The 24,090-nt window shown below is 67.9% G+C and carries 22 protein-coding genes; all 22 read right to left on the bottom strand.

Annotation, left to right across the window (positions count from 1 at the left end; all coding sequences use genetic code 11):
- Positions 1-126: 126 nt before the first annotated feature.
- The gene (gene flhA, locus D7T59_RS15625; RefSeq protein WP_180853118.1) at positions 127-2,187 is read right to left on the bottom strand and encodes a flagellar biosynthesis protein FlhA; all 2,061 of its coding nucleotides are present in this window, start codon (positions 2,185-2,187) and stop codon (positions 127-129) included.
- A gap of 44 nt (positions 2,188-2,231) precedes the next feature.
- A complete protein-coding gene (gene flhB / locus D7T59_RS15620; protein ID WP_180853111.1) occupies positions 2,232-3,362 on the bottom strand; it encodes a flagellar biosynthesis protein FlhB in 1,131 nt (376 codons plus the stop codon).
- Between the two features lie 204 nt (positions 3,363-3,566).
- Complete coding sequence (locus D7T59_RS15615; protein WP_180853110.1) at positions 3,567-5,813, bottom strand: CocE/NonD family hydrolase; 2,247 nt, start codon at positions 5,811-5,813, stop codon at positions 3,567-3,569.
- A 116-nt stretch (positions 5,814-5,929) separates the two neighbouring features.
- Complete coding sequence (locus D7T59_RS15610) at positions 5,930-8,065, bottom strand: putative bifunctional diguanylate cyclase/phosphodiesterase (protein ID WP_180853109.1); 2,136 nt, start codon at positions 8,063-8,065, stop codon at positions 5,930-5,932.
- A gap of 276 nt (positions 8,066-8,341) precedes the next feature.
- Positions 8,342-9,133, bottom strand: a complete 792-nt coding sequence (gene fliR, locus D7T59_RS15605) for a flagellar biosynthetic protein FliR (RefSeq protein WP_099552064.1) — start codon at positions 9,131-9,133, stop codon at positions 8,342-8,344.
- 13 nt (positions 9,134-9,146) lie between these two features.
- Entirely contained in the window at positions 9,147-9,416 is a 270-nt protein-coding gene (locus D7T59_RS15600; protein WP_005413254.1) for a flagellar biosynthetic protein FliQ, read from the bottom strand.
- An 84-nt stretch (positions 9,417-9,500) separates the two neighbouring features.
- Complete coding sequence (gene fliP / locus D7T59_RS15595) at positions 9,501-10,280, bottom strand: flagellar type III secretion system pore protein FliP (protein WP_164138308.1); 780 nt, start codon at positions 10,278-10,280, stop codon at positions 9,501-9,503.
- Between the two features lies 1 nt (position 10,281).
- A complete protein-coding gene (gene fliO, locus D7T59_RS15590; RefSeq protein WP_180848852.1) occupies positions 10,282-10,680 on the bottom strand; it encodes a flagellar biosynthetic protein FliO in 399 nt (132 codons plus the stop codon).
- Positions 10,681-10,697: 17 nt separating this feature from the next.
- A complete protein-coding gene (fliN, locus tag D7T59_RS15585; protein WP_005409543.1) occupies positions 10,698-11,033 on the bottom strand; it encodes a flagellar motor switch protein FliN in 336 nt (111 codons plus the stop codon).
- The gene (fliM, locus tag D7T59_RS15580; protein ID WP_164138304.1) at positions 11,030-12,034 is read right to left on the bottom strand and encodes a flagellar motor switch protein FliM; all 1,005 of its coding nucleotides are present in this window, start codon (positions 12,032-12,034) and stop codon (positions 11,030-11,032) included. The genes fliN and fliM overlap by 4 nt, the downstream gene beginning before the upstream one ends.
- Positions 12,035-12,044: 10 nt before the next feature.
- Entirely contained in the window at positions 12,045-12,560 is a 516-nt protein-coding gene (locus D7T59_RS15575) for a flagellar basal body-associated FliL family protein (protein ID WP_164138302.1), read from the bottom strand.
- Between the two features lie 185 nt (positions 12,561-12,745).
- Complete coding sequence (locus D7T59_RS15570) at positions 12,746-13,909, bottom strand: flagellar hook-length control protein FliK (RefSeq protein ID WP_180853108.1); 1,164 nt, start codon at positions 13,907-13,909, stop codon at positions 12,746-12,748.
- Positions 13,909-14,376, bottom strand: coding sequence for a flagellar export protein FliJ (gene fliJ, locus D7T59_RS15565; RefSeq protein ID WP_005413256.1), 468 nt, complete (start codon positions 14,374-14,376; stop codon positions 13,909-13,911). Before fliJ ends, D7T59_RS15570 begins: the two co-directional genes overlap by 1 nt.
- A 3-nt stretch (positions 14,377-14,379) precedes the next feature.
- The gene (locus D7T59_RS15560; protein ID WP_180853107.1) at positions 14,380-15,765 is read right to left on the bottom strand and encodes a FliI/YscN family ATPase; all 1,386 of its coding nucleotides are present in this window, start codon (positions 15,763-15,765) and stop codon (positions 14,380-14,382) included.
- Positions 15,762-16,403, bottom strand: coding sequence for a FliH/SctL family protein (locus D7T59_RS15555; RefSeq protein ID WP_180853106.1), 642 nt, complete (start codon positions 16,401-16,403; stop codon positions 15,762-15,764). The genes D7T59_RS15560 and D7T59_RS15555 overlap by 4 nt, the downstream gene beginning before the upstream one ends.
- Positions 16,400-17,386, bottom strand: coding sequence for a flagellar motor switch protein FliG (fliG, locus tag D7T59_RS15550; RefSeq protein ID WP_024958226.1), 987 nt, complete (start codon positions 17,384-17,386; stop codon positions 16,400-16,402). The genes D7T59_RS15555 and fliG overlap by 4 nt, the downstream gene beginning before the upstream one ends.
- 7 nt (positions 17,387-17,393) lie before the next feature.
- Positions 17,394-19,040: a flagellar basal-body MS-ring/collar protein FliF gene (gene fliF, locus D7T59_RS15545; protein ID WP_180853105.1), complete on the bottom strand. Its 1,647-nt coding sequence runs from the start codon at positions 19,038-19,040 to the stop codon at positions 17,394-17,396.
- 13 nt (positions 19,041-19,053) lie between these two features.
- Positions 19,054-19,419, bottom strand: coding sequence for a flagellar hook-basal body complex protein FliE (gene fliE / locus D7T59_RS15540; RefSeq protein ID WP_014037113.1), 366 nt, complete (start codon positions 19,417-19,419; stop codon positions 19,054-19,056).
- A 460-nt stretch (positions 19,420-19,879) separates the two neighbouring features.
- Positions 19,880-20,296, bottom strand: a complete 417-nt coding sequence (locus D7T59_RS15535; RefSeq protein WP_180853411.1) for a hypothetical protein — start codon at positions 20,294-20,296, stop codon at positions 19,880-19,882.
- Positions 20,297-20,507: 211 nt separating this feature from the next.
- Positions 20,508-22,013, bottom strand: a complete 1,506-nt coding sequence (locus D7T59_RS15530; RefSeq protein WP_180853410.1) for a sigma 54-interacting transcriptional regulator — start codon at positions 22,011-22,013, stop codon at positions 20,508-20,510.
- Positions 22,010-22,387 carry a response regulator gene (locus D7T59_RS15525; protein ID WP_005409556.1) on the bottom strand — a complete coding sequence of 126 codons (378 nt, stop codon included), beginning with the start codon at positions 22,385-22,387 and terminating at the stop codon, positions 22,010-22,012. Before D7T59_RS15525 ends, D7T59_RS15530 begins: the two co-directional genes overlap by 4 nt.
- A 14-nt stretch (positions 22,388-22,401) precedes the next feature.
- The gene (gene rpoN / locus D7T59_RS15520) at positions 22,402-23,811 is read right to left on the bottom strand and encodes an RNA polymerase factor sigma-54 (RefSeq protein WP_180853409.1); all 1,410 of its coding nucleotides are present in this window, start codon (positions 23,809-23,811) and stop codon (positions 22,402-22,404) included.
- Between the last annotated feature and the right edge of the window lie 279 nt (positions 23,812-24,090).

Raw genomic sequence — 24,090 nt, 5'->3', positions numbered from 1 at the left:
GACGGCGGGGTGGCGGTCGGAGAACTCGGGTGGTCGGTGGTCTGCACGGTGCGGGTTCCCCTTGGTATCTGTCTGTTGCGTTGGTTCGAAAGTGGTGTCTGTTTTCTGGCGCATCGGCGGGCGGCGTCAGCTGATCGTTCCGACCAGCTTCAGGCGCTTGTCCTCCGGCACCTCGCTGTAGGCCAGGACCGACAGCGACGGAACGCTGTGGCGGACCAGGCGCGCCAGCGCGGCGCGCACCGGGCCCGGTACCAGCACGACCGCCGGCTCGTTTCGCGCTTCCTGCTTGCTGACACATTCGGCCAGGCTCTGGTGCAGTCGCTCCGCGAGTCCGGGTTCCAGCGCGGCGCCGTTGCCCTGCGTGGACTCCTGCAAGACACGTTCCAATTGCGGGTTGAGGGTGAACACCGGCAGCTCCGCCGACATTCCGGCGATCTCCTGCACGATGAAGCGGCCCAGTGCGGTGCGCACGGCAGCGGTCAGCACCGCCGGGTCCTGGCTGCTGGGCGCGTGTTCGACCAGTGCCTCTGCGATCTTGCGCAGCTGGCGGATCGGAATGCGCTCCACCAGCAGGTTCTGCAGCACGCGCACCACCGCCGACAGCGGCAGCGCCTTCGGCGTCAGATCTTCGACGAGCTTGGGCGCGCTCTTGGCCAGGTTGGCCAGCAGGTGCTGCACTTCCTCGTGGCCGAGCAGTTCCGGCGCGTGTTCGCGGATCAGGTGCGAGAGGTGGGTGGCAACCACGGTGGCCGGATCGACCACCGTGTAGCCCAGCGTTTCGGCCTGGGCACGCTGGTGCGGCTGGATCCAGGTGGCATCCAGGCCGAAGGCGGGGTCCTTGCCGGCGATGCCTTCCAGCGCGCCGAGGGCACTGCCCGGGTCCAGCGCCAGTTCGCGGTCCGGGTGGATTTCGGCGGTGGCCACAGGCACGCCATGCACCAGCACGCGGTAGCCGTTGGCCGGCAGTTCCAGGTTGTCGCGGATGTGCACCGAGGGAATCAGGAAGCCAACGTCCTGGGTCAGCTTGCGGCGCACGCCCTTGATGCGCGCCATCAGTTCGCCCCCCTGGTTGCTGTCCACCAGCGGGATCAGCCGGTAGCCGACCTCCAGGCCCAGCGGATCGACCGGGCGCAGCTCGTCCCAGCTCAGTTCGGCGGTCGGTGCCGGCGCGGCCGGGCGGCCCAGCGCATTGAGTGCGGCGGCATCGGTGCCGCCGGCCGCGGCGTCGGCGGCCGGAGCCTTGCCCTTGCGATAGACCTTCCAGGCGATGAAGCCGAGGATCGCGGACAGCGTCAGGAAAGCGACGTTGGGCATGCCCGGCACCAGGCCGACCACGCCGATGATGCCGGCGGTGATCGCCAGCGCACGGTACTGGCCGAACACCTGGCCGGTCATGGCCTGGGCCATGTCCTGCGAACGCGAGGCGCGGGTGACCAGCATGGCCACGGCGCTGGAGACCAGCAGGGCCGGCAGCTGCGCCACCAGGCCGTCACCGATCGACAGCAGGGTGTAGGTGGCAGCGGCCTCGCCGAACGGCATGCCATGCTGCAGCACGCCCACGGCCAGGCCGCCGAGCATGTTGATGAACAGGATCAGGATGCCGGCGATGGCGTCGCCGCGGATGAACTTGCTGGCACCGTCCATCGCGCCGTAGAAGTCGGCTTCCTCGCGTACTTCCTCGCGGCGCAGCTTGGCTTCTTCACGCGTCAGCAAACCGGCGTTGAGGTCGGCGTCGATCGCCATCTGCTTGCCGGGCATGGCGTCCAGGATGAAGCGCGCGGTCACTTCAGAGACGCGGCCGGCGCCCTTGGTGATCACCACGAAGTTGATGATGGTCAGGATCGCGAACACCACGATGCCGACCGCGTAGTTGCCGCCGATCACGAATTCGCCGAAGGCGGCGATGACCTTGCCCGCGGCGTCGTGGCCGTTCTGGCCGTTGAGCAGGATGACGCGGGTGGAGGCGACGTTCAGTGCCAGCCGCAGCATGGTGGTGATCAGCAGCACGATCGGGAAGATCGTGAAGTCCAGCGGGCGTTTCACGTAGACCACCGCCAGCAGCACCATCAGCGAGATGGCGATGTTGAAGGTGAACAGCGCGTCGAGCACCGGCGCGGCCAGCGGCACCACGACCATGGCCAGCAGGGCCAGCACGATCAGCGGCGCACCAAGCCCCTGGCGGATCATTTCCAGGGCGCGGCGGGTATTGAATCCGGTGGAGGGCTGGGCGCTCACGGGCGGCCCCCCTTGCCGAATTCATCCACCTGGATGTGCGGGGCGTCCGGCATCGGGCCAGTGCGCCAGGCGCGCAGCTGGTAGACGTAGGACAGGACCTGGGCGACGGCCGAATACAGTCTCACGGGGATTTCCTTTCCGAGTTGGCCTTCCCGATACAAGGCGCGTGCCAAAGGTGGGGCGGACACAATCGCGACCTTGTTGCCGTCGGCGACTTCACGGATGCGCAGGGCGGTCTCGTCCACGCCCAGAGCGACCACGGTCGGGGCGTTCATGGCCCCGCCTTCGTACTTCAGGGCCACCGCGTAGTGGGTGGGGTTGACCACTACCACGTCGGCGGTGGGCACCGCTTCCATCATCCGGCGGTTGGCCATCTGCTGCTGCAGCTGGCGGATGCGGCCCTTCACCTCGGGGCTGCCCTCGCTTTCCTTCATTTCCCGGCGCAGCTCTTCACGGGTCATCTTCAGCTTGCGCATCCAGTTCCAGCGCTGGTACGGCGCGTCGATGGCGGCCAGCACCAGCATGGCGCCGGCGGTGGCCAGCAGCAGGCGCAGGGTGAAGCCGAGGCCATCGGTGATGGCGGTCTCCAGCGGGTGATGGATCAGCCCGCGCAGGGTGTCGAAGCCGGTCCAGACCACCAGGCCGGCGGCGACGCCCACGAAGGCCACGCGCAGCAGCGATTTGGTGAACTCGGCGATGGCCTCAGGGCCGTACAGGCGCTTGAACCCGGTGAGCGGATTCATGCGGTTGAAGTCCGGCAGCATCGCTTTCTGCGACCAGCGCAGGCCACCCATCACCAGCGGTGCGACGAAGCTGGCCAGCAGGCAGACCAGCACCAGCGGCGCGATCACCAGCATGAACTGCAGCAGCAGGTCGCCGAAGTGGCCGAACAGTTCCTTCGGGTTCTGCCGCAGGCTCTGTTCCGGGCTCAGCGCGTGCTTCATCCAGGCTGCGGCACCGCGGCCGATCGAGCCGCTCATCGCCATCACCGCCAGCACGCCGGCGCCGAACACGGCGGCGGTGCCGAGCTCGCGCGAGCGTGGCAGGTTGCCCTGTTCACGGGCATCGCGCAGACGTTTTTCGGTAGGTTGTTCGGTCTTTTCGCCGGCGGATTCGTTCTCGGACATCACGGGGCACTACGGCAGGGGATGCCGGGGTGCGTGCAAGAACCGTTCCACGCATGGCGTGGATGTACCGACGGCAGGTTTTGTAGCCGAGCCCATGCCCTGCTGCGGTTGGGTCCAGGCGCGAAGCGCAGCCGAGCATGGGCTCGGCTCTACAGGAGGGTGCCGCAGTAACCGTTCCGTGATGGCGGGCGGTGCCCGGCGCAATCATCCGTCCGGCGTCACCGGCTGCAGCGGAATCGACAATATGCTGTCGCTGTGCCAGTCCACGCGCAGCGGTTCACCCGCATCGGCCACGCTCTCGTCGCTGACATCGCGCCCGGTACCGTGGTTCACCTGGTGCATTGCGTCCTTCAGTACATCCACCTTCACCAGCAGGCGGCTGCCGGCGGCCAATCGGCGCGCCACCATGCGCGTGCGGTCGAAGGGCAGGCGGGTCCACTGCCCGGGTTGCAGCAGCTGGCGCGTGGTCGGGTCGCGTACATGGCTGGCCCGGCCCATGTAGTAGGACAGCTGCATGCGACGCCCATCGGCGAGCAGTTCGTACAGGGTGACGGTAAAATCGAAATCCCGCGTGTTGATCCGGACCTTCAGGTCGCCGGAGAAGCTGCCAACCATGTCCATGGGACGGGTGAACGGGTCGGAGACGAAGGACAGCGCGGTATCCGGCTCGTCCCGCGCGGCGATGATCGGGAACGGGTAGTAGCCATGCCGCATTTCATTGCGGTCGGCCATGTCCACACTCTGCCGCAGCTGGCCGGGCACCGGTGATTGTTCCTGCAGGCGGTGATGGCCATCGGCCGCTGCCCGTGCGGTCGACAGGTGGTAGCGGCGGTGATCGCCTGCGGCCGCCTCCAGCGTTGCCGCATGCCCCCACCGGTTGGCGCCCATCAGCTGATAGTTGACGCGGTCGGGCACCAGCGCAGGGCGCGGGGCGCCGCGCAGCACATGGTCCAACCACTGGAAGGTTACGGCGGGGGTATCGAACTGTGCCGCAGGGTCCACCGCGTAATCGCGCAGCTGCATCGGTTTGAGTGGCGACTGCGCGCCACGGTGGTCGTAGGGGCCGATCAGCAGGGCATGGTCCGCATCGGGACGGTGCCGGAGGTGGTCCTTGAAGTACTGCAGTGCCGAGATCTGGCCATCGTCGTAGTAGCCGGTGATGGTCAGCACCGGGATGCGGATGTCGTTGAACTGGTTGCCATAGGGAACCATCGCCTGCCAGTAGGCATCGTAGGACGGATGGGCCAGCCAGCGCTGCAGCCAGGGGTTTGGCGTGCCATCGACCTGATCGATCTGCCGGTAAGGGCGGCCTGAGGCATACCACCGGCGCGGCAGCTGCGACCAGCGCTCGTTCTGGTCGTAGGTGTCGTTGTCCAGCATCGGGCCATTGGCCACGTAGAACGCCCAGCCGTAGTTGGCACTCAGGAACACGTTGTTCTCCATCGGCAGGCCCTGGCCGGGGATGGCGGCAACGTAGGGCACGATGGTCTTCAATGCGGGATGGTGATGGCGCGCCGCCGCCCAGGCAGTGAAGCCTTCGTAGCTGCCGCCATACATGGCTACCCGGCCATCGCTCCATGGCTGGTGGCTGATCCAGTCGATTGCCGCGTTGGCGTCCTCACCGTCATGTTCATAGGGCGCGATGGTGCCGGTACCCTGGCCCTTGCCACGTGCATCCACCACGATGCCCGCATAGCCATGCGCGGCAGCCAGCAGCATCTTCTGCCGGTTCTTCGGTGGATCGGTATAGATGGTGAACAGCATGGCTGCCGGCAGGGGCACCGATGCGGCGCGAGGACGGGCCAGCTGCGCCGACAGCACGACGCCATCGCCGGCGGGGATGCGCAACGCGTCGTCGATGGCGAAGCGGCGCTGTTCTTCCGCCGCGACCAGCGGAGGGGCCAGTGCGGCGGCCAGGGTCTGTGCACGCAGTACCGCCCGCAGGCGCAGCAGGTCCAGGGCGACGGCCTCGGCGACGGTCGCGGCACCCGCCTGCGCCGCGATGGCCTGCTCCAGCTGGGCGCGTACCGGGGCTGGCTCAACCGAGAGCGCGGCATCGGCCTGCACCGCGGCGACGTCGTCGAGGGCGGCGAAGGTGCTGTGGAAGGCACGCGCATAGGCGGCTGCGTCCCGCTCGCCTGCGGTGGCGAGCAGCAGCATCGGCACCCACAGCTGCATCGCCGCAGTGTCACCGTCGCTTGCCAGCGATGCGCGTGCCTGCTGGATCGATTGCCGCGCTTCGGTCGTCTGGCCCATCGCCAGCAGCGCGTGGCCGCGCTGTGCATCGGTCAGGCCGGGGGACTTCAACACGCCCTTGCCGAGGGCCTGCAGGGCAGCGTCGACCTGGGCCGGGGAAGCATCGGCCGGCAATGACCACGGCAGATCAGCGGCGCCGGCATGGCCAACAGCAAGGGCCAGCAACAGGCCAGCAAGGGGGGTGCGTAGGGCCACGGACGCTTCCTTGGATGACGGAGGAACGGCGCATCCACGCATGGGGTGGATCTGCCGAAGGCCAACCAATGGTAGCGCCGGGCCATGCCCGGCGGGAGCCGAGCGCAGGCTCGGCTCTACAGGGGAGCGTTGTCGCTGGGCGGCGGGCTCTGCGCCAGTTCCACCCGCGGCCGCGGCAGGTCGTGCAGCTGCATGAAGCGCGCCGCATCGACCGGTCGTCCCAGCAGGTAGCCCTGTAGGTAGTCGCAGCCCAGGCGCTCCAGGTAGGCGCGCTGGGCGGCGGTCTCCACGCCCTCGGCGACGATGTCCATGTCCAGCGCGTGGCCCAGCGCCACGATCGCCGAGACGATCACCACGTCCTCGGCGCTGTGCTCCAGATCGCGTACGAAGGCATGGTCGATCTTGATCTCGGTGGCCGGCAGCCGCTTCAGGTACAGCAGGCTGGAATAGCCGGTGCCGAAGTCATCGATGGAGATGCCCACGCCCAGTGCCGACAGTGCCTGCAGCAGGCGCAGGCTGGTGTCGGTATCGCGCATCACCGTGCTTTCGGTGATTTCCAGCACCAGGTGCCGTGGCGCGATGTTGTGTCGCTCGATCACCGTGCGCACGTCCTGCAGCAGGTGTGGCGAGCTGAACTGCACCGGCGACAGGTTCACCGACATCGACCAGCCTTCATGACCGGCATCGTGCCAACGCCGCAGCTGCTGGCAGGCCTGGTCCAGCGCCCAGCGCCCGATGTCGTTGATCGCGCCGCTGCGCTCGGCCAGGCGGATGAATCGATCGGGCGGAATCAGGCCATGTTCCGGATGCCGCCAGCGGATCAGCGCCTCGGCGCCGGCCACCTTCTGCGTCGCCACGCGGATCTTGGGCTGGAAGTTCAGGAACAACTGGTCGCTGCCGATCGCCCGGCGCAGGTCGGCCAGCAGGCGGAACTGCTGCTCGGCGCTGTCGTTCATCCAGTCGGCGAACAGCACGAAGGCGTTGCGTCCGGATTCCTTGGCCTGGTACATCGCCGCGTCGGCAAACGCCATCAGTTGCCGCTCGCTGGCGGCGTGGTCGGGGCAGATCGCCACGCCGATGCTGGCCGTTACCTGCAGTTCGTTGTCCGGCAGCAGCGGTCCACTGCCGACCGCCTGCAGGATGCGCCGGGCCAGGGTTGGCAGATCCTCGTCGTGCTCGATGCGTACCACCAGTACGAACTCGTCCCCGCCCAGGCGGGCCAGCATGTCGTGGGGCCGCAGCAGCTGGCGGGTGCGCTCGGCCACCGCCACCAGCAGCGCGTCGCCGGCCTGGTGGCCATAGGCATCGTTGACCTGCTTGAAGCCGTCAAGATCCATGAACATCACTGCGAAGCGGCTGCCGCCCTGTTCGGCCTCGGCCAGCGCCTGCACGATGCGCCGCTGCAGCAGCAGGCGGTTGGGCAGGCGGGTGAGCGGATCATGCAGTGCGGCCTGGGTCAGCTCCTGCTGGGCATCGGTCAGCGAGGTGCTCAACATCGAGTTGCGCAGGCGCAGCAGCTGGGCCTCGACCCGCTGGTCCAGCCACGACACCACCAGCACCACGGCCAGGATCGCCACGGTCAGCACCACCACCAGCATGGCCAGCCATTCGCTCTGCAGGCCATCGCCGACCGCCGCGCCACAGATGCTGCCTTCGGGAAAACGTGCAGCGGCCATGCCGGTGTAGTGCATGCCGACGATGGCCAGCCCGAGCAGGCCAGCGGCCGCGAGCCGGTCGCCGACACGGGTGCGTTGCGCGCGCAGGCGGAATGCCACATACAGCGCAGTCCACGAGGCGGCGACCGCCACCATCAGCGAGAACAGCAGCCAGCCCGGGTCATAGTCGATGCCGGGTTGCATGCGCATCGCCGCCATGCCGACGTAGTGCATGCCGGCGATACCGCTGCCCATCAGCAACGCGCCGCCGGCCAGGCGTGGATGCGGCAGGGTGCGCAGCGAAACCAGCCACAGCGCGAACACCGACGAGGCGATGGCCAGGGCCAGCGAGAGCAGGGTGATGGGCAGGTCGTAGCCCAGTGGAATGGGCAGGTCGAAGGCGAGCATGCCGATGAAGTGCATCGACCAGATGCCAAGGCCCATGGCGAAGCCGCCCCCCAGGCGCCACCACCACGCCGCGCCCTTGCCCGGCGCAGTGACGGTGCGTCCGGCCATCGCCAGCGCGGTGTAGGAAGCCATCACGGCGACCAGCAACGAGATCGCCACCAGCCACGGATTGTACGTGCCTACCAGCATTCGTCAGTCTCCCGGACCTGCCTGTCGACGGAAACTACGGTGGGGCATGCATGAGGCAGGCCGACGCAGCGCGCCGGCCAGGCGCAGCGTCCCCCCTGGGCGCCGCGCATTCACTCTAACGCCCAGACCCGGGGGAAGGGCAAGCAGTAAAACGTGAAATTGCGCCCCTGTAGAGCCGAGCCCATGCTCGGCTGCCTTCGGCAGGAGTGGCAGCCGAGCATGGGCTCGGCTCTACAGAAACAAAGGCATGGCAAGCAGTAAAACGTGATGATCAGGTCAGTGCGTGACCGCGTCCGCAGCCTGGAAGGCGGCATCGAACAGGCGCTGCACCGGCGGGCCCATTTCGCCGGCCAGCAGGGCCAGCAGGAACAGGCCCAGCAGCAGCGAGACCGGCAGGCCCAGCTGGATCGGGTTCAGCGCGGGCGCGGCGCGGGCCAGTACGCCGAACGCCAGGTTGACCGCCAGCATCGCCACCGTCAGCGGGATGGCCAGGGTCAGTGCGCCGCGCAGTACGGTCAGCAGGAAGGTCGGGGCAATGCTGAAGAACGCATGCGGGTCGGGCAGCGGGGCGCCGATCGGCAGTGCGCGGTAGCTGTCCACCACCAGCGAGATCAGCGCCAGGTGGCCATTGGCGGTGAAGAACAGCAGGCCGAACATCAGGTAGAACCACTGCCCGATCACGCCGGAGGTGCCGCCGCGCAGTGGGTCGCTCATCTGTGCGAAGGCCAGGCCGGTGCCCTGGGCGATCAGTTCGCCGGCCAGCGCACCGGCTTCGAACACCAGGCGCAGCAGGAAACCGATGGATACGCCGATGGCCAGTTCCCGGGCGATGGTCAGCACGGTGGCGGCGTCGAAGCCGGTCCAGTCCGGCACCGGCGGCAGCAGCGGTGCCAACGCGATGGCAAGGGTGCCGGCCAGGATCACGCGGATCCGTGCCGGCACCGCGCGGGTGCCAACCATGGGCATGGCCATGGCCACCGCACCGATGCGCAGCATGGTCCACAGTACGGTGCCGATCATGCCGAAGGCCTGCAGGCCGTCGGCAGCCATCTGGGTGGCGGCGTCCATCGAAGCGCGTGTCCTAGCCGATCAGGTGCGGGATGCGCTGGAACAGCAGCGTGGTGAATTCAACCAGGTGGCCGATCAGCAGGCTGCCCAGCGCGAACAGCACGGCCGTCAGTGCCGCCGCCTTGGCGACGAAGGCGATGGTCGGTTCGTTGAGCTGGGTCGCGGCCTGCACCACGCCCACCACCACGCCCACCACCAGTACGGTGAGCAGCAGCGGGCCGGCCACCCACAACACGGTGATCAGGCCGCCACGCAGTTCGGTCAGGGCAAGTTCGGGGGACATCGTCTTTCCATCGGTAGCGCCGGGCCACGCCCGGCGACGCTCATGTAGCGTCGAGCCAGGCTCGACGGCCGTTACGGGGTTGAATCACGCCGGATTGAAGCTGGCCGCCAGCGTTCCCACCGTCAGCACCCAGCCATCGACCAGCACGAACAGCAGGATCTTGAACGGTGCCGACACCAGCATCGGCGACAGCATCATCATGCCCATCGACATCAGCACGCTGGCCACCACCAGATCGATGATCACGAACGGGATGAAGATCAGGAAGCCGATCTCGAAGGCGGTCTTCAGCTCGCTGGTGACGAACGAGGCGACCAGCACCGGGAACGGGATCGCATCGGGGCTGGCGTAGGTGCCGTGCCCGGCGATGCCGGCGAAGGTCATCAGGTCGGTCTCGCGGATCTGCGCCAGCATGAAGGCGCGCAGCGGCGTGGTGGTCAGCGTCCAGGCGGTCTGGAAGTCGATTTCGCCGTTGAGGTAGGGCGCCATGCCGGTGCTCCAGGCCTTGTCCCAGGTCGGCAGCATGATCATCGCGGTGAGGAACAGGGCCAGGCCCAGCAGCACCTGGTTGGACGGCGTCTGGCCGGTGCCCAGCGCCTGGCGCAGCAGGCCCAGCACGATGATGATGCGGGTGAACGAGGTCAGCACCAGCAGCATCGACGGGATCAGGGTGATCGCCGTCATCAGCAGCAGGGTCTGCAGCGGCAGGCTGACCGGTGCACCACCGATCTTGCCGACGTTGATGTCCGGCAGCGGCGTGGTCGGTGCGCCGGGAGCGGCGAACGCCAGTGCCGGCAACAGGCACAGGGCAAGCAACAGCAGCCACGGCATCAGGGTGGCAAGACGGGTACGGGTGACACGCATGTCAGGGGTCCTTGCGCAGCCGCTGCTGCAGCAGCTGGGCGAAATTCGGCAGGTTCTTGAAGTCCGGCACGCGTACCGGCGCCGGTGGCGGCAACGGTTCGGGCAGGGTATGCAGGGTATTGATGCCACCGGCGGTGACGCCCAGCAGCAGCTGCTGGCCGTTGACCTCGACCACCACCACGCGCTCCTTGGCGCCGACACTCAGGCTGGCCACCAGCTTCATGCCTTCTGCTGGGCGGAAGCCGCTGCCGGGCATGCGCTTGAGCAGCCAGCCCAGGCCGATGACCAGGGCCAGCACTGCCAGCAGCGCCAGCACCGCACCGAACAGGCTGGGTGCGGCGGCCGCATGCTGGCCGACCTGCGGGCCAACCGGGGCGGCGGCCTTGCCGACCGCCAGCAGGGTGGAGGCCAGCAGGCTCAACGCAGTCTCCGGATCCGCTCGCTCGGGCTGACCACGTCGGTCAGGCGCACGCCGAAGCGGTCATTGATCACCACCACTTCGCCGTGGGCGATCAGGGTGCCGTTGACGAACACATCCAGCGACTCGCCGGCACCACGTTCCAGTTCCACCACCGAACCCTGGTTGAGCTGCAGCAGGTTGCGGATCGGCAGGCGCGCGCGACCGACTTCCAGCGACAGCGTCACCGGCACGTCGAGGATCACGTCCAGGTTCAGGTCCGGGCCGTTCGCCTCATCGGCCTGCAGGCTGCTGAACTGGGCCGGGGTGGGTTCGAGGGCGTCGATATCGTTCATTGCGGGTCTTCCTGGATGACGGGTACGCGCGGACGGGTGCCCGGCGGATGGGTAGCGGTGATCTTCACGGCGTTCATGCCATTGGCGACGCCGAACTCGCCGGTGAACACCGGGATGTTCTCCACGCACAACGGCACCTGCGGGCTGAGCTCGATCGGCAGGATGTCGCCGACCTTCAGCTGGGTCAGGTCACGCAGCGTCATGCGCTTGCTGGCCAGTACGCTGGACAGGGTCACCTCGGCGATGTTGAGCTGCTCGCGAAGGGTCTGCCCCCAGCTCTCGTCGCGATCGTTGCGGTCGCTCTGGATGCCGGCGTCGAGCAGTTCGCGGATCGGTTCCAGCATCGAGTAGGGCAGGGTCACGTGGATGTCGCCGCCACCGCCATCGAGCTCGACGTGCAGGCGGCACACCACCACGTACTCGCGCGGCGTCACGATGTTGGCGAAGTGCGGGTTGATCTCCGAGTTGATGTACTCGAAATCGACATCCATCACCGGTGCCCAGGCCTCGCGCAGGTCGGCGAAGGTCTGCTTCAGCAGCAGGTGGATCACCCGCATTTCGGTGGCGGTGAACTCGCGGCCTTCGATGCGGGTCGGGTAGCGCCCGTCGCCGCCGAAGAAGTTGTCGACGATGGCGAATACCAGGGTCGGTTCGAACACGATCAGGCCGGTACCGCGCAGCGGCTTGAAGCGGATCAGGTTCAGGTTGGTCGGCACATACAGCGAGTGCATGTAGTCGTTGAACTTGATCAGCTCGATGCCACGCACCGACAGCTCGGCCGAGCGGCGGATCAGGTTGAACAGGCCGATCCGCCACAGGCGTGCGAAGCGCTCGTGGACCATTTCCAGGGTCGGCATGCGACCACGGATGATGCGGTCCTGGCTGGCGAAGTCGTACGAGCGTGCTTCGCCTGACGGTGGTTCCGCATCGGTCTCGACCGCACCACTGTCCACGCCGTGGAGCAGGGCATCGATCTCGTCCTGGGACAGCAGGTCATTCATCGGTGGGCCCTTACTGGGTCACGAAGCTGGTGAACAGCAGGTCATCGGCGCCATTGCTGCCGGTCTCGGCCTTCAGCACTTTCTGCACTTCGGCCAGCGAGGCGGCCTGCAGCTTCTGCTTGCCGGCGACATCGGCGATCTGGTCGGGGCTGACCTGCGAGAACAGCATCAGCAGGCGTGCACGGATGGCCGGCGCGTGGGTCTTGATCGCTTCCAGCGCGGCCGGGTCACGCGTCATCAGCTGCACTTCCAGCTGCAGGTAGCGCGGGCCGTCGACCGGGCCGTTGAGATTGACCACGAAGGCCGGATCCAACGCGAAGTACTGGGCCGGTGCCGGGGTCGTGGTCTTCTTCGGGGCCTGCACGGCCTTGTCTTCGTGCTTGGACTGGGTGAAGAACCAGACGCCGCCACCGGCGGCAGCGGCGGCCAGTACGGCCACCAGTGCGGTGATCAGGATCGGACTACGCGGCTTGGCGGCCTTGTCCTTCTCGGCGGTCTTCTTGGTTTTGTCAGCGGCTGCGGCCACGGGGTGAAGCTCCTGAGGGTTGCTTCACCGGGATATGCAAGGCGCGTGCCGAAGGCGGGGGCGAGGGGTGCGACGGAATTCCGTCGGGTTCCCGGCATTGCGCCGGGCWTGGCCCGGCGCTGCCTCTGTTCTGTTGGGGCCGGCCGTCCCGCGCTGGTGGGCGGCAACCTTGGTCGGCACACCTGTCAGGCGTACGCGTCCAACAGACCGCGCTGGCGGATCAACTGCGCGGACGACACGCTGGCGTCGCCTGGCGACGGTTCTCCGTCACCCGCCATGCCGCCGCCGCCGGCCTGGCCCGACGCATTGCCGTCACCGCCGGGGGCCTGGTGACCAACATCGGCGTGCGCCAGCTGGAAGCCCTGTTCGCCCAGCAGCTCGCGCAGGCGCGGCAGGCTGCTTTCCAGTGCCTGCCGCACGTCCACATGCGGGCTGCTGAAGCTGGCATGCACCTTGTCGCCGTTCAACTGCAGGCGAACATCCACCGGGCCCATGTCGTCCGGACTCAGCCGGATGTGGGCGTGGCCGATCTTCTGGTCGGCCAGCCAGCCCAGGCGTGCGCCGATGGCCTGGTCGAAGCCGTCGTCGCCGAGCACTGGCTTCGGCGTGGGTTCGCCGCTGAAGACTGCATTGCCGGCGGTGAGCGCGGTCTTGAGGTCCTGCAGCGCTGCCGGGGCAGGGGCGTGCAGGAGCGGGGCAGCGCCACGGTCGCTGATCGTGGCCGGGTCGCTGCCCTCGCCGCGGTCGCCGCGCTTGCCGCTGGGCAGGATCATCTCCGGCAGTGGCAAGGTCGTGGCATCGTCAGTGCCGGCGGCCGACGGTTTGTTGTCAGCCGCCGCTGTGGCCGCGGTCGCCGGGGCGGCGGCGGACAGTGCTGCCCCGGCCGCGGCGGGCAGCGCCGTACCGTCACTGGCGAGCGTCGGCGCACCCGCAGCCGCGGCCGCGGGCAGAGCCGCCGCCGGGTCGGTGGGCGTGGGCATGGCCAACACCAGGCCTGCCAGGCCCAGGGGGGGCCACGGAGCGTCCTCTGCTGCGTTGGGCTTGTCCTTGTCGGTACCGGGGCCACCGGCCATCGATGGCAGCGGCGGCAGTGCGGGGGCTTCGCCAGGGGTGGCGTCTGCATCCGCGCTGCGCTCCTCCGGTGCCTGGCCATTGCCGTCGGCGGTCGATGGCGGGCTCGGCGTGGACGTGGCTGGCGACGCTTGCGTGGCAGGAGCTGGTGTGGCGGGCGGGCCGCCCTGCAGCAGTTGGCTGAATTCCCTGCTGCCATCACTGCGCGACGCACGCGTTGTACTGCCGCCGGCATTCTGGGGCTGCGCGTTGGCGCTGCTGGCGAGCGGGGCGGGCATCACGAGCGGCCTCCCTGCTCGGTGCCATCCTGGTCTTCGGCCTGCACCAGGCGCGCGCGGCGCGCACCGATGTCGTCCATCTCGCGCTGGTCGCGGCGGTCGGTGACCACTTTCTCCTGCGCACGGTAGCTGGCGGCGAGCTGTTCCAGCACGGCCTTGTCACGGCTGGCCAGGATCAGGCGGGCGCGCTCGGCTTCCACCTTTTCGCGGTTGCCGTTGACCGTGGCCTGCTGCTGCTCGACGGCACTGTCCAGGCGGTCCAGGAACGCGCGTCGGTTGAGCAGCTGCGCCGGGCTGGTCGCTGCCATCTGCGCGTTTGCATACTCCTCGGCATAACGGCGCAGTTCGTCCAGTCGCGATAGATGGGTGTCGAGCACGCGCTGGCGTTCGGCCAGGTCGCGGGCGACCGCGTCCTCGTGTTCCTGGGCCCGCTTGAGCAGGGGGTCGATGCGCTTGGACTGGTTCATGGCTTAACTCTCTTGTTCCACCAGGCGCTGCAGTGCCGCCTGGCTGTGCGGGAGATCTGCGGCCTTGGCAACGTCCTGGCCCAGGAACTCCATGATGTCCGGCCAGCGTTCCAGGGCTTCGTCGGTGGCCGCGTCGTTGCCGCGCTGGTAGGCACCGATGGCGATCAGGTCGCGGTTGGCCGAGTAGGCCGAGACCAACCGCTTCAGCTTGCGGATGCGCAGGCGCCACGGCTCGTCGGCGATTTCGGTGACCACGCGGCTGACTGACGATTCAACGTCGATGGCCGGGTACAGGCCGCTGTCGGCCACCCGGCGCGAGAGCAGGATGTGACCATCGAGGATCGCGCGTGCCGCATCGGCGATCGGGTCCTGCGGATCGTCGCCCTCGGTCAGCACGGTGTAGAACGCCGTGATCGAACCACGCCCCTTGGCGCCGTTGCCGGCACGTTCGACCAGCGCCGGCAGCTTGGCGAACACCGACGGCGGGTAGCCGCGGGTGGTCGGTGGTTCACCGACCGACAGGCCGATCTCGCGCTGCGCCTGGGCAAAGCGGGTCAGCGAGTCCATCAGCAGCAGCACGTTCAGTCCCTGGTCGCGGAACCATTCGGCGATGGCGGTGGCACGGTAAGCGCCGTGCAGGCGCGCCAGTGGCGGCCGGTCGGCCGGGCTGGCCACCACCACCGCGCGGCGCAGGCCTTCCTCGCCCAGCGTGGTTTCGACGAAATCACGTACTTCGCGGCCTCGCTCACCGATCAGGCCGACCACGATCACGTCGGCGGCGGTGTAGCGGGTCATCATGCCAAGCAGCGTGGACTTGCCGACGCCGGAACCGGCGAACAGGCCGACACGCTGGCCACGGCCGATCGGCAGCAGCGCGTTGATCGCGCGCACGCCCACGTCCAGCGGCTGGGTGATCGGTTCACGTGCCAGCGGATTGATCGAGACACCGGCCATGCCGACGTGGCCCTCGGCGCGGATCGGACCCTTGCCATCCAGTGGCACGCCATCGCTGTCGATGACACGGCCGAGCAGGCCTTCGCCGACTTCCACGCCGCCGCGGCGCGCCGACGGCACCACCCGCGCATTGGGCAGCAGCCCGTGCAGTTCGGCACTGGGCATGAGGTAGGTGCGCTCGCCGGCAAAGCCGACGACCTCGGCATCGACCCAGCCGCCATCGACCACTTCAACTTTGCAGCTGGCGCCCAGCGGCGCCTCGCAGCCGACCGCTTCCAGGGTCAGCCCGACCGCGCGGCGCAGCACGCCTTCGCGGATCAGGCCACGACCATGCGCGGTGTCCACGCGCAGGCCGTCGAGGCGGCTGGCCAGGCGCAGGTTGCGGGCAAAGGACCAGTCGGCCGGCGGCGGTGTCGGTTGCGTTTCGGGTGTCATGCCGTTGCTCCGGTCTGGCGGATCACCGCATCCAGCGCGCCACGCAGGCGGGCTTCCAGGGTGCCGTCGATGCGCACGGCTTCGGCGTGCACGCGCAGGTCGCCACGGCTGAGGCTGGTATCGGGTACCAGCCGTTGCTGCGGCGACAGGTTCATCAGAGGGGCGAGTGCAGCGATGTCGTCCGGGTGCAGGCGGACCTCCACCTCGCGGGTGCTGCCGCCGACGGCATCGATGGCCTCGCCGACCAGTTGTGCCAACAGTGCCGGGTCAGCTTCATAGGCGCGGCCGACCAGTGCACCGGCAATGCGCACGGCCAGTTCGCCAAGCGCACCGACCACTTCATTTTCCAGCCGCACCAGCGGCCGGCTGAAGTTGTCCAGGATGCCCTCGATCTGCGCGGCGAGGCGCCGCACCTCGGCCTGGCCCTGGCCATAGCCGTCGGCATGGCCGTGCTGGAAACCTTCCTTCTCGGCGCTGTCCTGGATCGCCTGGATCTCCTCCAGGGTCGGCAGTTGAAGCGGCGGTTCGGGTTCGTGTTCCGGGTCCGGCTCGGTGAGTTCGAACACATCCTCCTGCGCCAGCGCCGGTTCGGGCTGGGCCAGCAGGTCCGGGGCAAGCCAGCGCACGACGTTGCTCACAGCATGGCCTCCGCGCTGCCACCGATGGTGACGGTGCCTTCATCGGCCATGCGCTTGACGATGGCCAGGATCTCGCGCTGCGCACCTTCCACGTCGGACAGGCGCACCGGGCCACGGGCTTCCATGTCTTCCAGCAGGATCTCGGCCGCGCGCTGCGACATGTTGCGGGTGATCTTGTCGCGCACCTTGATGTCGGCACCGCGCAGGGCCAGGCCCAGGCGCTCGCCGCTCACTTCGCGCAGCACCAGCTGCATTTCGCGATCGTCCAGATCGACCAGGTCGTCGAACACGAACATCAGGTCCTGGATGCGGTTGCTCAGCGGCGCGTCGATGCGCGCGATCTCGCCCAGGATCGCCTGGTCCTGGCCGCTGTCCATGAAGTTCAGGATGTTGGCTGCGCACTGCACGCCGCCGATGTTGGACGACTTCAGGTTCTGGTTGCCGGCAAACTGGCGCTCCATGATCTCGTTGAGTTCATTGAGTGCGTTCGGCGGAATGCCGTCGAGGGTGGCGATGCGCAGCAGCACGTCGACGCGGGTGCGGTCGGGCAGCAGCTTCAGCGCGTCGGCAGCCTGGTCGGTTTCCAGGTGCGCCATCACGATGGCGATGATCTGCGGGTGCTCGTTGCGCACCAGGTCGGCCACCGCACGCGGGTCCATCCACTTCAGCGCATCCAGGCCGGTGGTGTTGCGGCCGAGCAGGATGCGGTCGATCAGGTTGCCGGCCTTCTCGCTGCCCAGCGCCTGCACCAGCATGTTGCGGATGTAGTCGTCCGAGCCCACGCCCAGCGAGGTCTTCGAGCCCAGTTCCTGGCCGAACTGGTCCATCACCCGTTCCACCTGCTCGCGGGTGATGTCGGTCATGGTGGCCATGGCGATGCCGATCTTCTGCACTTCCTTGGGTTCCATGTGGCGCAGCACCTCGGCCGCGTCCAGCTCACCCAGGGACAGCAGCAGTACGGCCGCGCGCTGCACGCCGGTCAATTGCGGCTCAGTCATTGGCCACCCAGCCCTTGACCACCTGGGCCACGCGCTTGGAGTCGGTCTTCACGGCTTCACGCGCCATCCGCAGTCGTTCCTCATATGAATCCACCGGCAGGGCCAGTGCGTCCGGTCCGGCCAGGCTGGCCCGGTCGGCGCCCAGCGCCGGCAGCGGGGTGCCATCGTCATCAACCAGCTGCACGTCCGCGGTATGCGGCTCCAGTGCGTGCTCGTCGTTCTTCTTGTTCTGGCCGGTGATCGCACGCAGTGCCGGGCGCAGCACGCCGAACAGCAGTGCCAGCACCATCACCGCACCCAGCAGCATGCGGCCGGCATCGTGCACCCACGGCAGTTCCCACCAGGCCGGGCCTTCGACCGGCGTGGTATCCCGCACGAACGGGGCGTTCATCACCGACACCGTGTCGCCACGCTCGGCGTTGAAACCGACAGCCTGCTTCACCAGCGCCTCGACGCGGGTCAGTTCGGCGGCCGACAGCGGCTGCGGGGCAACCTTGCCGTTGGCACCGGCGCGCGGCACGTTGTCGACCAGCACCGCCACCGAGACACGCTTGATGCGGCCCGCCGGCTGGCGGGTGTGCTGCAGGGTGCGGTCCAGCTCGTAGTTGCGGGTGGCGTTCTTGCTGCTTTCGGTCGGGGCCTGCGCGGTGGCCGGCGCGGCCTGCTGGCCCGGCGGGCTGTTGCTGGTCGCGCCCGGCACACCCTGCGGGCCCGGGGTGCTGGTGGTGTTCTCGCTCATCTGCTCGCTGCGCAGCTTCTGCGGTTCACCGTTGTAGAGCTCACGGGCTTCCTCGGTCACCGAGAAGTCCATGTCCACGCTCACTTCCGGATTGACGCGGCCGGGGCCGGTCATCGGTTCCAGCAGCTCGCGGATGCGCTGGTTGAACGAGGTTTCCTGGCGGCGCACCTGTTCGAACTGGGCCGCGTTGACCGCCGCTTCGCTGTTGGGGTCGGTGATGCTGAGCATGCGCCCGCTCTGGTCGACCACGGTCACCCGTTCCGGGGCGAGATCCGGGATGCTGGCCGCGACCATGTGCACGATGGCGTCCACCTGGCTGCGTTCCAGCTGCTGGCCGCCGCGCAGTTCCAGGGTCACCGAAGCGCTGGCGACATCGCGCTGGCGGGTGAAGGCACTGGGCTTGGGAATGGCCAGGTGCACGCGCGAATCACGCACCGGGCGCAACGTGTTGATGGTTCGCGACAGCTCGGTTTCCAGCGCATGCTGGTAGCGCGCGCTCTCGACGAACTGGCTGACGCCGAAGCCGGGGTCGCGTTCCATCAGCTCGAAACCGAGCTTGCCGCTGTCGGTCAGGCCGGAGCCGGCCAGCTTCAGGCGGGCGTCGTGCAGGTTCTTTTCCGGCACGGTGATGCCACCGGTGGCCGGATCGAGCGCGAACGGAATCTGCGCGGCGCGCAGCAGGTCGGTCGCTTCAGCGGTCGCCTTCTGGTCCAGGCCGGTATACAGCGGGACCATGCCCGGCTTCTGCGACCAGAAGAACACGGACAGGCCTGCCGCCACCGCCACCGCGATCATCGCCATCAGGCCCAGCCGACGGGTGATCTGCAGGCTCTGCAGGCGGTCGAACCATTGCCCGGCCTTCTCGACGTTCAGGCTGTCCTTGGAGAGCGTCAGTGCCATGCGTCAATGTTCCTTACAGCGGCATGTTCATCACGTCCTGGTAAGCCTGGACGAGACGGTTGCGGACTTCCACGGTGGCGCGGAAGGCGATCTGGGACTGCTGCGAGGCGACCATCACCTTGGCCAGGTCGGCGCTGGGGTCGCCCATTTCGAAGGCCTTGGCGAGGGCGCCGGATTTCTGTTGCGCATCGTTGACGCCGGCAATCGCACCACGCAGGGTTTCGGTGAAGCTGGCCGGCTGCACCTGCGGTGCATCCAGCACCGTGCCCGGCAGGGCATTGCTGCGCGGCGTTTCGCCCAGCGGGTTGAGCGCCGGCTGTCCCATCTGGGTCTGATAGGAGCGGATCTGCGAAAGGATCGAAGTGACGGAGTGGGACATCTGCAACGGTTCCAGAAACAGGGGATGGGGTTGTCTGCTGGAGCCAGTGCAAGTGCCGTGCCGAAACCGGTTTTCGATTCAGTGAAGTGAGGAGGTTGGGTGTGCGTGCGGGGTTGCACCCCGCTCCCCGCGGTAGTGCCGGCCGCWGGCCGGCAACCTCAGCAGCAACGGCCGAATCCGAAGCCGAAGCCGAAGCAACGGCAGAAGCTGGCTATCCGTGGGGTGGCGGGGTGGGGCCGGTTGCGGGGGACGCCGTAAACCCGTCCTTGGGGGCTTGGCCGCGGCATCCATGCCGCGGACACCCCCGCAACCGGACCCACCCCGCCTTCGACGGTTTCACGCTGCTGTTGGTGGGTGCTGACCGTTGGTCGGTGTTGATCGGATGGGGTCGGATMCCGTTGCGACGCAACGGGATCCGACCCCATCGGAGGCGCCATTTAACCGGCGTCGGTTTTCTGGCCTACGGCTGCAGGGTCCAGCGGCCGGAATTCTGGCGCTGGCGCGGTGCGATGGGGCCGTCGTGCTGGGTGTAGATGAAGCGGCCCTGGCGGTCGGTCTGGCAGTTCAGCAGCAGGGTGTAGTGGGTGGGGCCGGCTGGGTGGGCTTCGGTCATCTGGATTTCCGCGATATGCGGGGCCAGGCGCTGGTAGCGGTAGCTGCCGCCGATGCGGAGGTCGGTGCCGAGGATGTCCAGCACGTACTGGTTGCCGGCAAAGCTGACCTGCACCATGCGCCCGGCGTTGGGGTTGTCGGGCGCGTACAGAGGATCGCTGAGGTTGGTGAACTGGCGCTGGTCCAACGTGGTGGGCAGGGTGCAGTTGGCGGCAGTGGCCAGGGCCGGGCAGAGCAGGGCGGCGAGCAGGCTGAGGCGATGCATGGTGGAACCTCCTTGGAGTGTTCTTGCCATGCTCCGCACTGCGGCGCTGTTGTCTTTAGGAAAACGTGCAAATGAAACGGGGTCAGATCCCTTTCCCCTGGAAAGGGATCTGACCCCGAAGGCGAGGGAAGGGATCTGACCCCAGTGGCCAGATGCACCAACGCCCGGGCAAGCCCAGGCGTTGGTGCCCCCTTCATGCTGGTGACGCGCGTCAGCCGGCCAGTTCGGCCTGCTCGCGTTCGATGCCGTACTTGCGCAGCTTCTCCACCAGGGTGGTGCGGCGCAGGCCGAGCAGCTGGGCGGCGTGGGCGACCACGCCCTGGGTGCGTTCCAGTGCTTCGTTGATCAGGCCCAGTTCGATGTTGGCCATGTGGTTGCGCAGGTCCATGCCCTCGTCGGGCAGTGCCGCCGGCGCTGCAGCACGATTGACGGCGATGCCGTGCTCCAACGCCGGCTGGTTGCCGCTGCCAGGTGTGTGGAACGAGAAGCTGCGCAGGTCCAGTCGCTCTTCGCTGGCGGTGGGCTGTGCCGGTGCCGGCGTGGCGACGGCAGCCAGTGCTGCATCGCCACGGTAGCGGGCAGGCAGGTCCTGCACGCGCACCGAACCACCCGGATGCAGCACCGCCAGGCGCTCGACCAGGTTGGTCAGCTCGCGCACGTTGCCCGGCCACTCGTAGCTGGCCAGGGCCTGCAGGGCTTCGGGGGTGAAGCGCACTTCGCCACGGCCGGTGCGGGCCAGCTGCGTGGCGATGGTTTCCACCAGTGCCGGCAGGTCCTCGCGACGTTCGCGCAAGGCGGGTACTTCAATCGGGAACACGTTCAGTCGGTAGAACAGATCCTCGCGGAACTTGCCCTCGGCAATACGGGTTTCCAGGTCGCGATGGGTCGCCGCCACCACGCGCACGTTGCAGCGGATGGTCTGGTTGCCACCCACGCGCTCGAAACTGCGTTCCTGCAGCACGCGCAGCAGCTTGACCTGCATCGGCAGGCTCATGTCGCCGATTTCATCCAGCAGCAGGGTGCCGCCTTCGGCCATTTCGAAACGACCCTTGCGGGCGGTCAGTGCGCCGGTGAAGGCACCTTTTTCGTGACCAAACAGTTCGCTTTCCAGCAGGTCGGCAGGAATGGCGCCGCAGTTGATCGCAACGAACGGGCCGTCACGACGCGGCGAGCGCTGATGGATCGCCCGCGACACCACTTCCTTGCCGGTACCGGATTCACCCAGCACCAGCACGGTGGTATCGAACGCGGCCACCTGCTCGATCATGGTGCGCAGTGCGGTCACCGCCGGGCCGTTGCCGGTCGGCCCCTGGTCCTGCGCGGCACCGGCCTGGTGCTCGGCGTCCAGGCGCTTGAGGCTGGCGCGGCGCAGCAGGGCTTCCATCTGCGCGTGGCGCAGCGGCGTTTCAAGCGGCCAGATATTGGCCTCGTGCAGTCCGTGCTGTTGCGCGAACGCAGAGGCATCACCGTCGGCCAGCAGCACCGGCGGCGGCAGGCTGCTGCCACCCAGCCAGTTGTACAGTGCGGTGCTTGCGGCGTTGTCGTCCAGGCTGCCGACGATCACCGCCATCCAATCGTTCTGGCGCTGGCGGCCCAGATCGAAGTCGGCCGCGTCGGAGACCCAGCGCGGGTTGAAGTCCATGAATTCCAGCAGGGCAACGGTGCGCTCTGCACGCACGGCGTCGTTGTCCAGCACCAGGATGCGCGATTCGCTCACGACTGTTCCTCCCTGAGGCCTTCCAGGATCGGCATGACTTCCTGGATATAGGACAGCTTGCTGACGAAATTGTCGGCACCGGCGCGCAACGCGTGCTCGCGGTGCTCGGCGTCGTCGAAGTGGCTGGCGATCACAATGTACGGTGCATCGTCCTGCGACTTGATCAGGCGGGTGGCCTGCAGGCCACCCATCTCCGGCATTGCCAGATCCATCAATACGACCTGCGGGCGCAGCGTCTCCGAGCGCTCGATCGCTTCCAGGCCGTTGCCGGCGCTGCCGACGATCTGCAGCCAGTCGATCTTGCGGAAGTGGCGCATCGCCGCATTGATGAAGCCCTCGTGGTCATCGACCAGCAGGACCGTGAGCTTGTTCATGTCCAACATCCTTTTCAGCCCACCCGGGCCAACAGCGGTTGCCTGGCGCCGAGCCGGCGCCGTTCACGGGCCGGGGCGATGTCCAGTTGTTCTCGGTATTTTGCGACGGTTCGGCGGGCAATGTTCACCCCCTGGCGCGACAGCAGGCCGGCAATGGCCTCGTCGGCCAGCGGGCGACCGGCCGGTTCGGCGTCGATCAGGCGCCGGACCATGGCTTTCACGGCCTGGCCGGAGACGCTGGCGCCTTCCAGGCGCACTGCGAAGAAGTGCTTCAGTTCGAAGGTGCCGCGCGGGGTCTGCAGGAACTTGCCGGTGGTGATGCGCGAAACGGTGGATTCGTGCATGCCGATTTCTTCGGCCACTTCCTTCAGGGTCAACGGCGCCATGGCTTCCTCGCCACGCACCAGGAACGCGGCCTGGCGCTCGACGATCACCCGCGCGGTGCGCAGCAGGGTGTCGTAGCGCATCGACAGGCCGCGGCTGAACCAGCGCGCCTCCTGCAGCATTTCGCGCAGCGCCGGTGCGGCCTCGCTGGTCTCTGCCAGCGCCTGTTCGTACTGGCTGTTGATGGAGACGCGGCGGCTGGTGGCCGGGTTCAATGCCACCTTCCACTGGTCATCGGCGTGCCAGGCGACCACGTCCGGAACCACAACGGCATTGCGTTCCGGCAGCAGGCTGTCGCCCGGGCGTGGCTGCAGCGACAGGATCAGGCGTACCGCTTCGCGCACGTCGTCGATTTCGGCGTCGTGCTGGCGGGCGAGGGCGGGGTAATCATGTGCGGCCAGCGCATCGAGTGCGCCGTCCAGGATGCGCGTGGCCAGATGGCGGGCAGGCACCACGCCGTGCAGGCTGCGCAGCTGCGCCTGCAGGCCCTCGCGCAGGTCCTGCGCAGCCATGCCGGCCGGTTCACCGTGCAGCAGCTGCTGGCGGATGGCTTCGACGCCGTCGGCAGCGATGTCGAACTGTGCGCTGGCCAGCAGCTGCAGCTGGTCCAGTGGCGCCTGCAGGTAGCCGGCCTCGTCGCAGTGGTCCAGCCAGAACGCGGCCACAGCCAGCTGGCGATCATCCATGTCGAGCGACAGGCGCTGCAGCACCCGCAGCTGCGGGTCGGTCGATTCGCCGGCGGCGATGCGCGCCATGCGATCGTCGTCGCCGTCCTGCCAGCTGGTACCGGCCACGTCCCACATCGAGGACTCCGGCAGCTCGTCGAACGCAGCTGTCTCCAGCGTGGTGGCGGCGACCTCGGTGGCATCGGCGGCCGGCGCTTCGGCGTCTTCGATCTCCAGCAGCGGGTTGGAGTCCAGCAGTCGCTGGATTTCCTGCTCCAGGTGCAGGCCATCGAGCTGCAGCAGCCGGATCGACTGCAGCAGCTGCGGGGTGAGGTGAAGTTGTTGGCCCAGCTGGGTCGAGAGTGCAGCCTTCATCGTGGTTCCCCGGCACCGCTCCCCGGCGCCTTGTGGAACGCATCTTGCTTTTGATCCGGCGGGGGCGGAATCGGGGGGTTCCTGAGGCGGCTCGTGGATATCCCGACGGGATGTAAGGAAAACCCCTACATGGACGCGGGATATTGACGATGGGTGAGGCTAAGGTATTGATTTGCGGTGCTGGATCCGCCGTGCCCGCCGTCCGTCGTGTACGTATTCCTGTCAGGGAGCGTCAGGGCGACGGGAATTCGTCGCCGATGCGGGATGTCGCGTTGGTAG

The organism is Stenotrophomonas maltophilia, from assembly GCF_013464915.1.
GTDB lineage: Bacteria > Pseudomonadota > Gammaproteobacteria > Xanthomonadales > Xanthomonadaceae > Stenotrophomonas > Stenotrophomonas maltophilia_AT.
The sequence above is the reverse complement of the archived record's forward strand: the minus strand, read 5'-3'. Positions and strand labels throughout refer to the sequence as shown.

Bases quoted from the DNA above. Each gene is read 5' to 3' on its own strand.
- fliE (WP_014037113.1), bottom strand. From the start codon at position 19,419: ATGTCCCACTCCGTCACTTCGATCCTTTCGCAGATCCGCTCCTATCAG.
- flhA (WP_180853118.1), bottom strand. From the start codon at position 2,187: ATGATCCGCCAGGGGCTTGGTGCGCCGCTGATCGTGCTGGCCCTGCTG.
- fliF (WP_180853105.1), bottom strand. From the start codon at position 19,040: ATGGCACTGACGCTCTCCAAGGACAGCCTGAACGTCGAGAAGGCCGGG.
- fliM (WP_164138304.1), bottom strand. From the start codon at position 12,034: ATGAATGACCTGCTGTCCCAGGACGAGATCGATGCCCTGCTCCACGGC.
- fliP (WP_164138308.1), bottom strand. From the start codon at position 10,280: ATGCGTGTCACCCGTACCCGTCTTGCCACCCTGATGCCGTGGCTGCTG.
- D7T59_RS15535 (WP_180853411.1), bottom strand. From the start codon at position 20,296: ATGCATCGCCTCAGCCTGCTCGCCGCCCTGCTCTGCCCGGCCCTGGCC.
- fliR (WP_099552064.1), bottom strand. From the start codon at position 9,133: ATGGACGCCGCCACCCAGATGGCTGCCGACGGCCTGCAGGCCTTCGGC.
- flhB (WP_180853111.1), bottom strand. From the start codon at position 3,362: ATGTCCGAGAACGAATCCGCCGGCGAAAAGACCGAACAACCTACCGAA.
- D7T59_RS15570 (WP_180853108.1), bottom strand. From the start codon at position 13,909: ATGCCCGCCCCGCTCGCCAGCAGCGCCAACGCGCAGCCCCAGAATGCC.
- rpoN (WP_180853409.1), bottom strand. From the start codon at position 23,811: ATGAAGGCTGCACTCTCGACCCAGCTGGGCCAACAACTTCACCTCACC.
- fliN (WP_005409543.1), bottom strand. From the start codon at position 11,033: ATGAACGATATCGACGCCCTCGAACCCACCCCGGCCCAGTTCAGCAGC.
- D7T59_RS15560 (WP_180853107.1), bottom strand. From the start codon at position 15,765: ATGACACCCGAAACGCAACCGACACCGCCGCCGGCCGACTGGTCCTTT.
- D7T59_RS15600 (WP_005413254.1), bottom strand. From the start codon at position 9,416: ATGTCCCCCGAACTTGCCCTGACCGAACTGCGTGGCGGCCTGATCACC.
- fliJ (WP_005413256.1), bottom strand. From the start codon at position 14,376: ATGAACCAGTCCAAGCGCATCGACCCCCTGCTCAAGCGGGCCCAGGAA.
- D7T59_RS15610 (WP_180853109.1), bottom strand. From the start codon at position 8,065: ATGCTGGTAGGCACGTACAATCCGTGGCTGGTGGCGATCTCGTTGCTG.
- D7T59_RS15525 (WP_005409556.1), bottom strand. From the start codon at position 22,387: ATGAACAAGCTCACGGTCCTGCTGGTCGATGACCACGAGGGCTTCATC.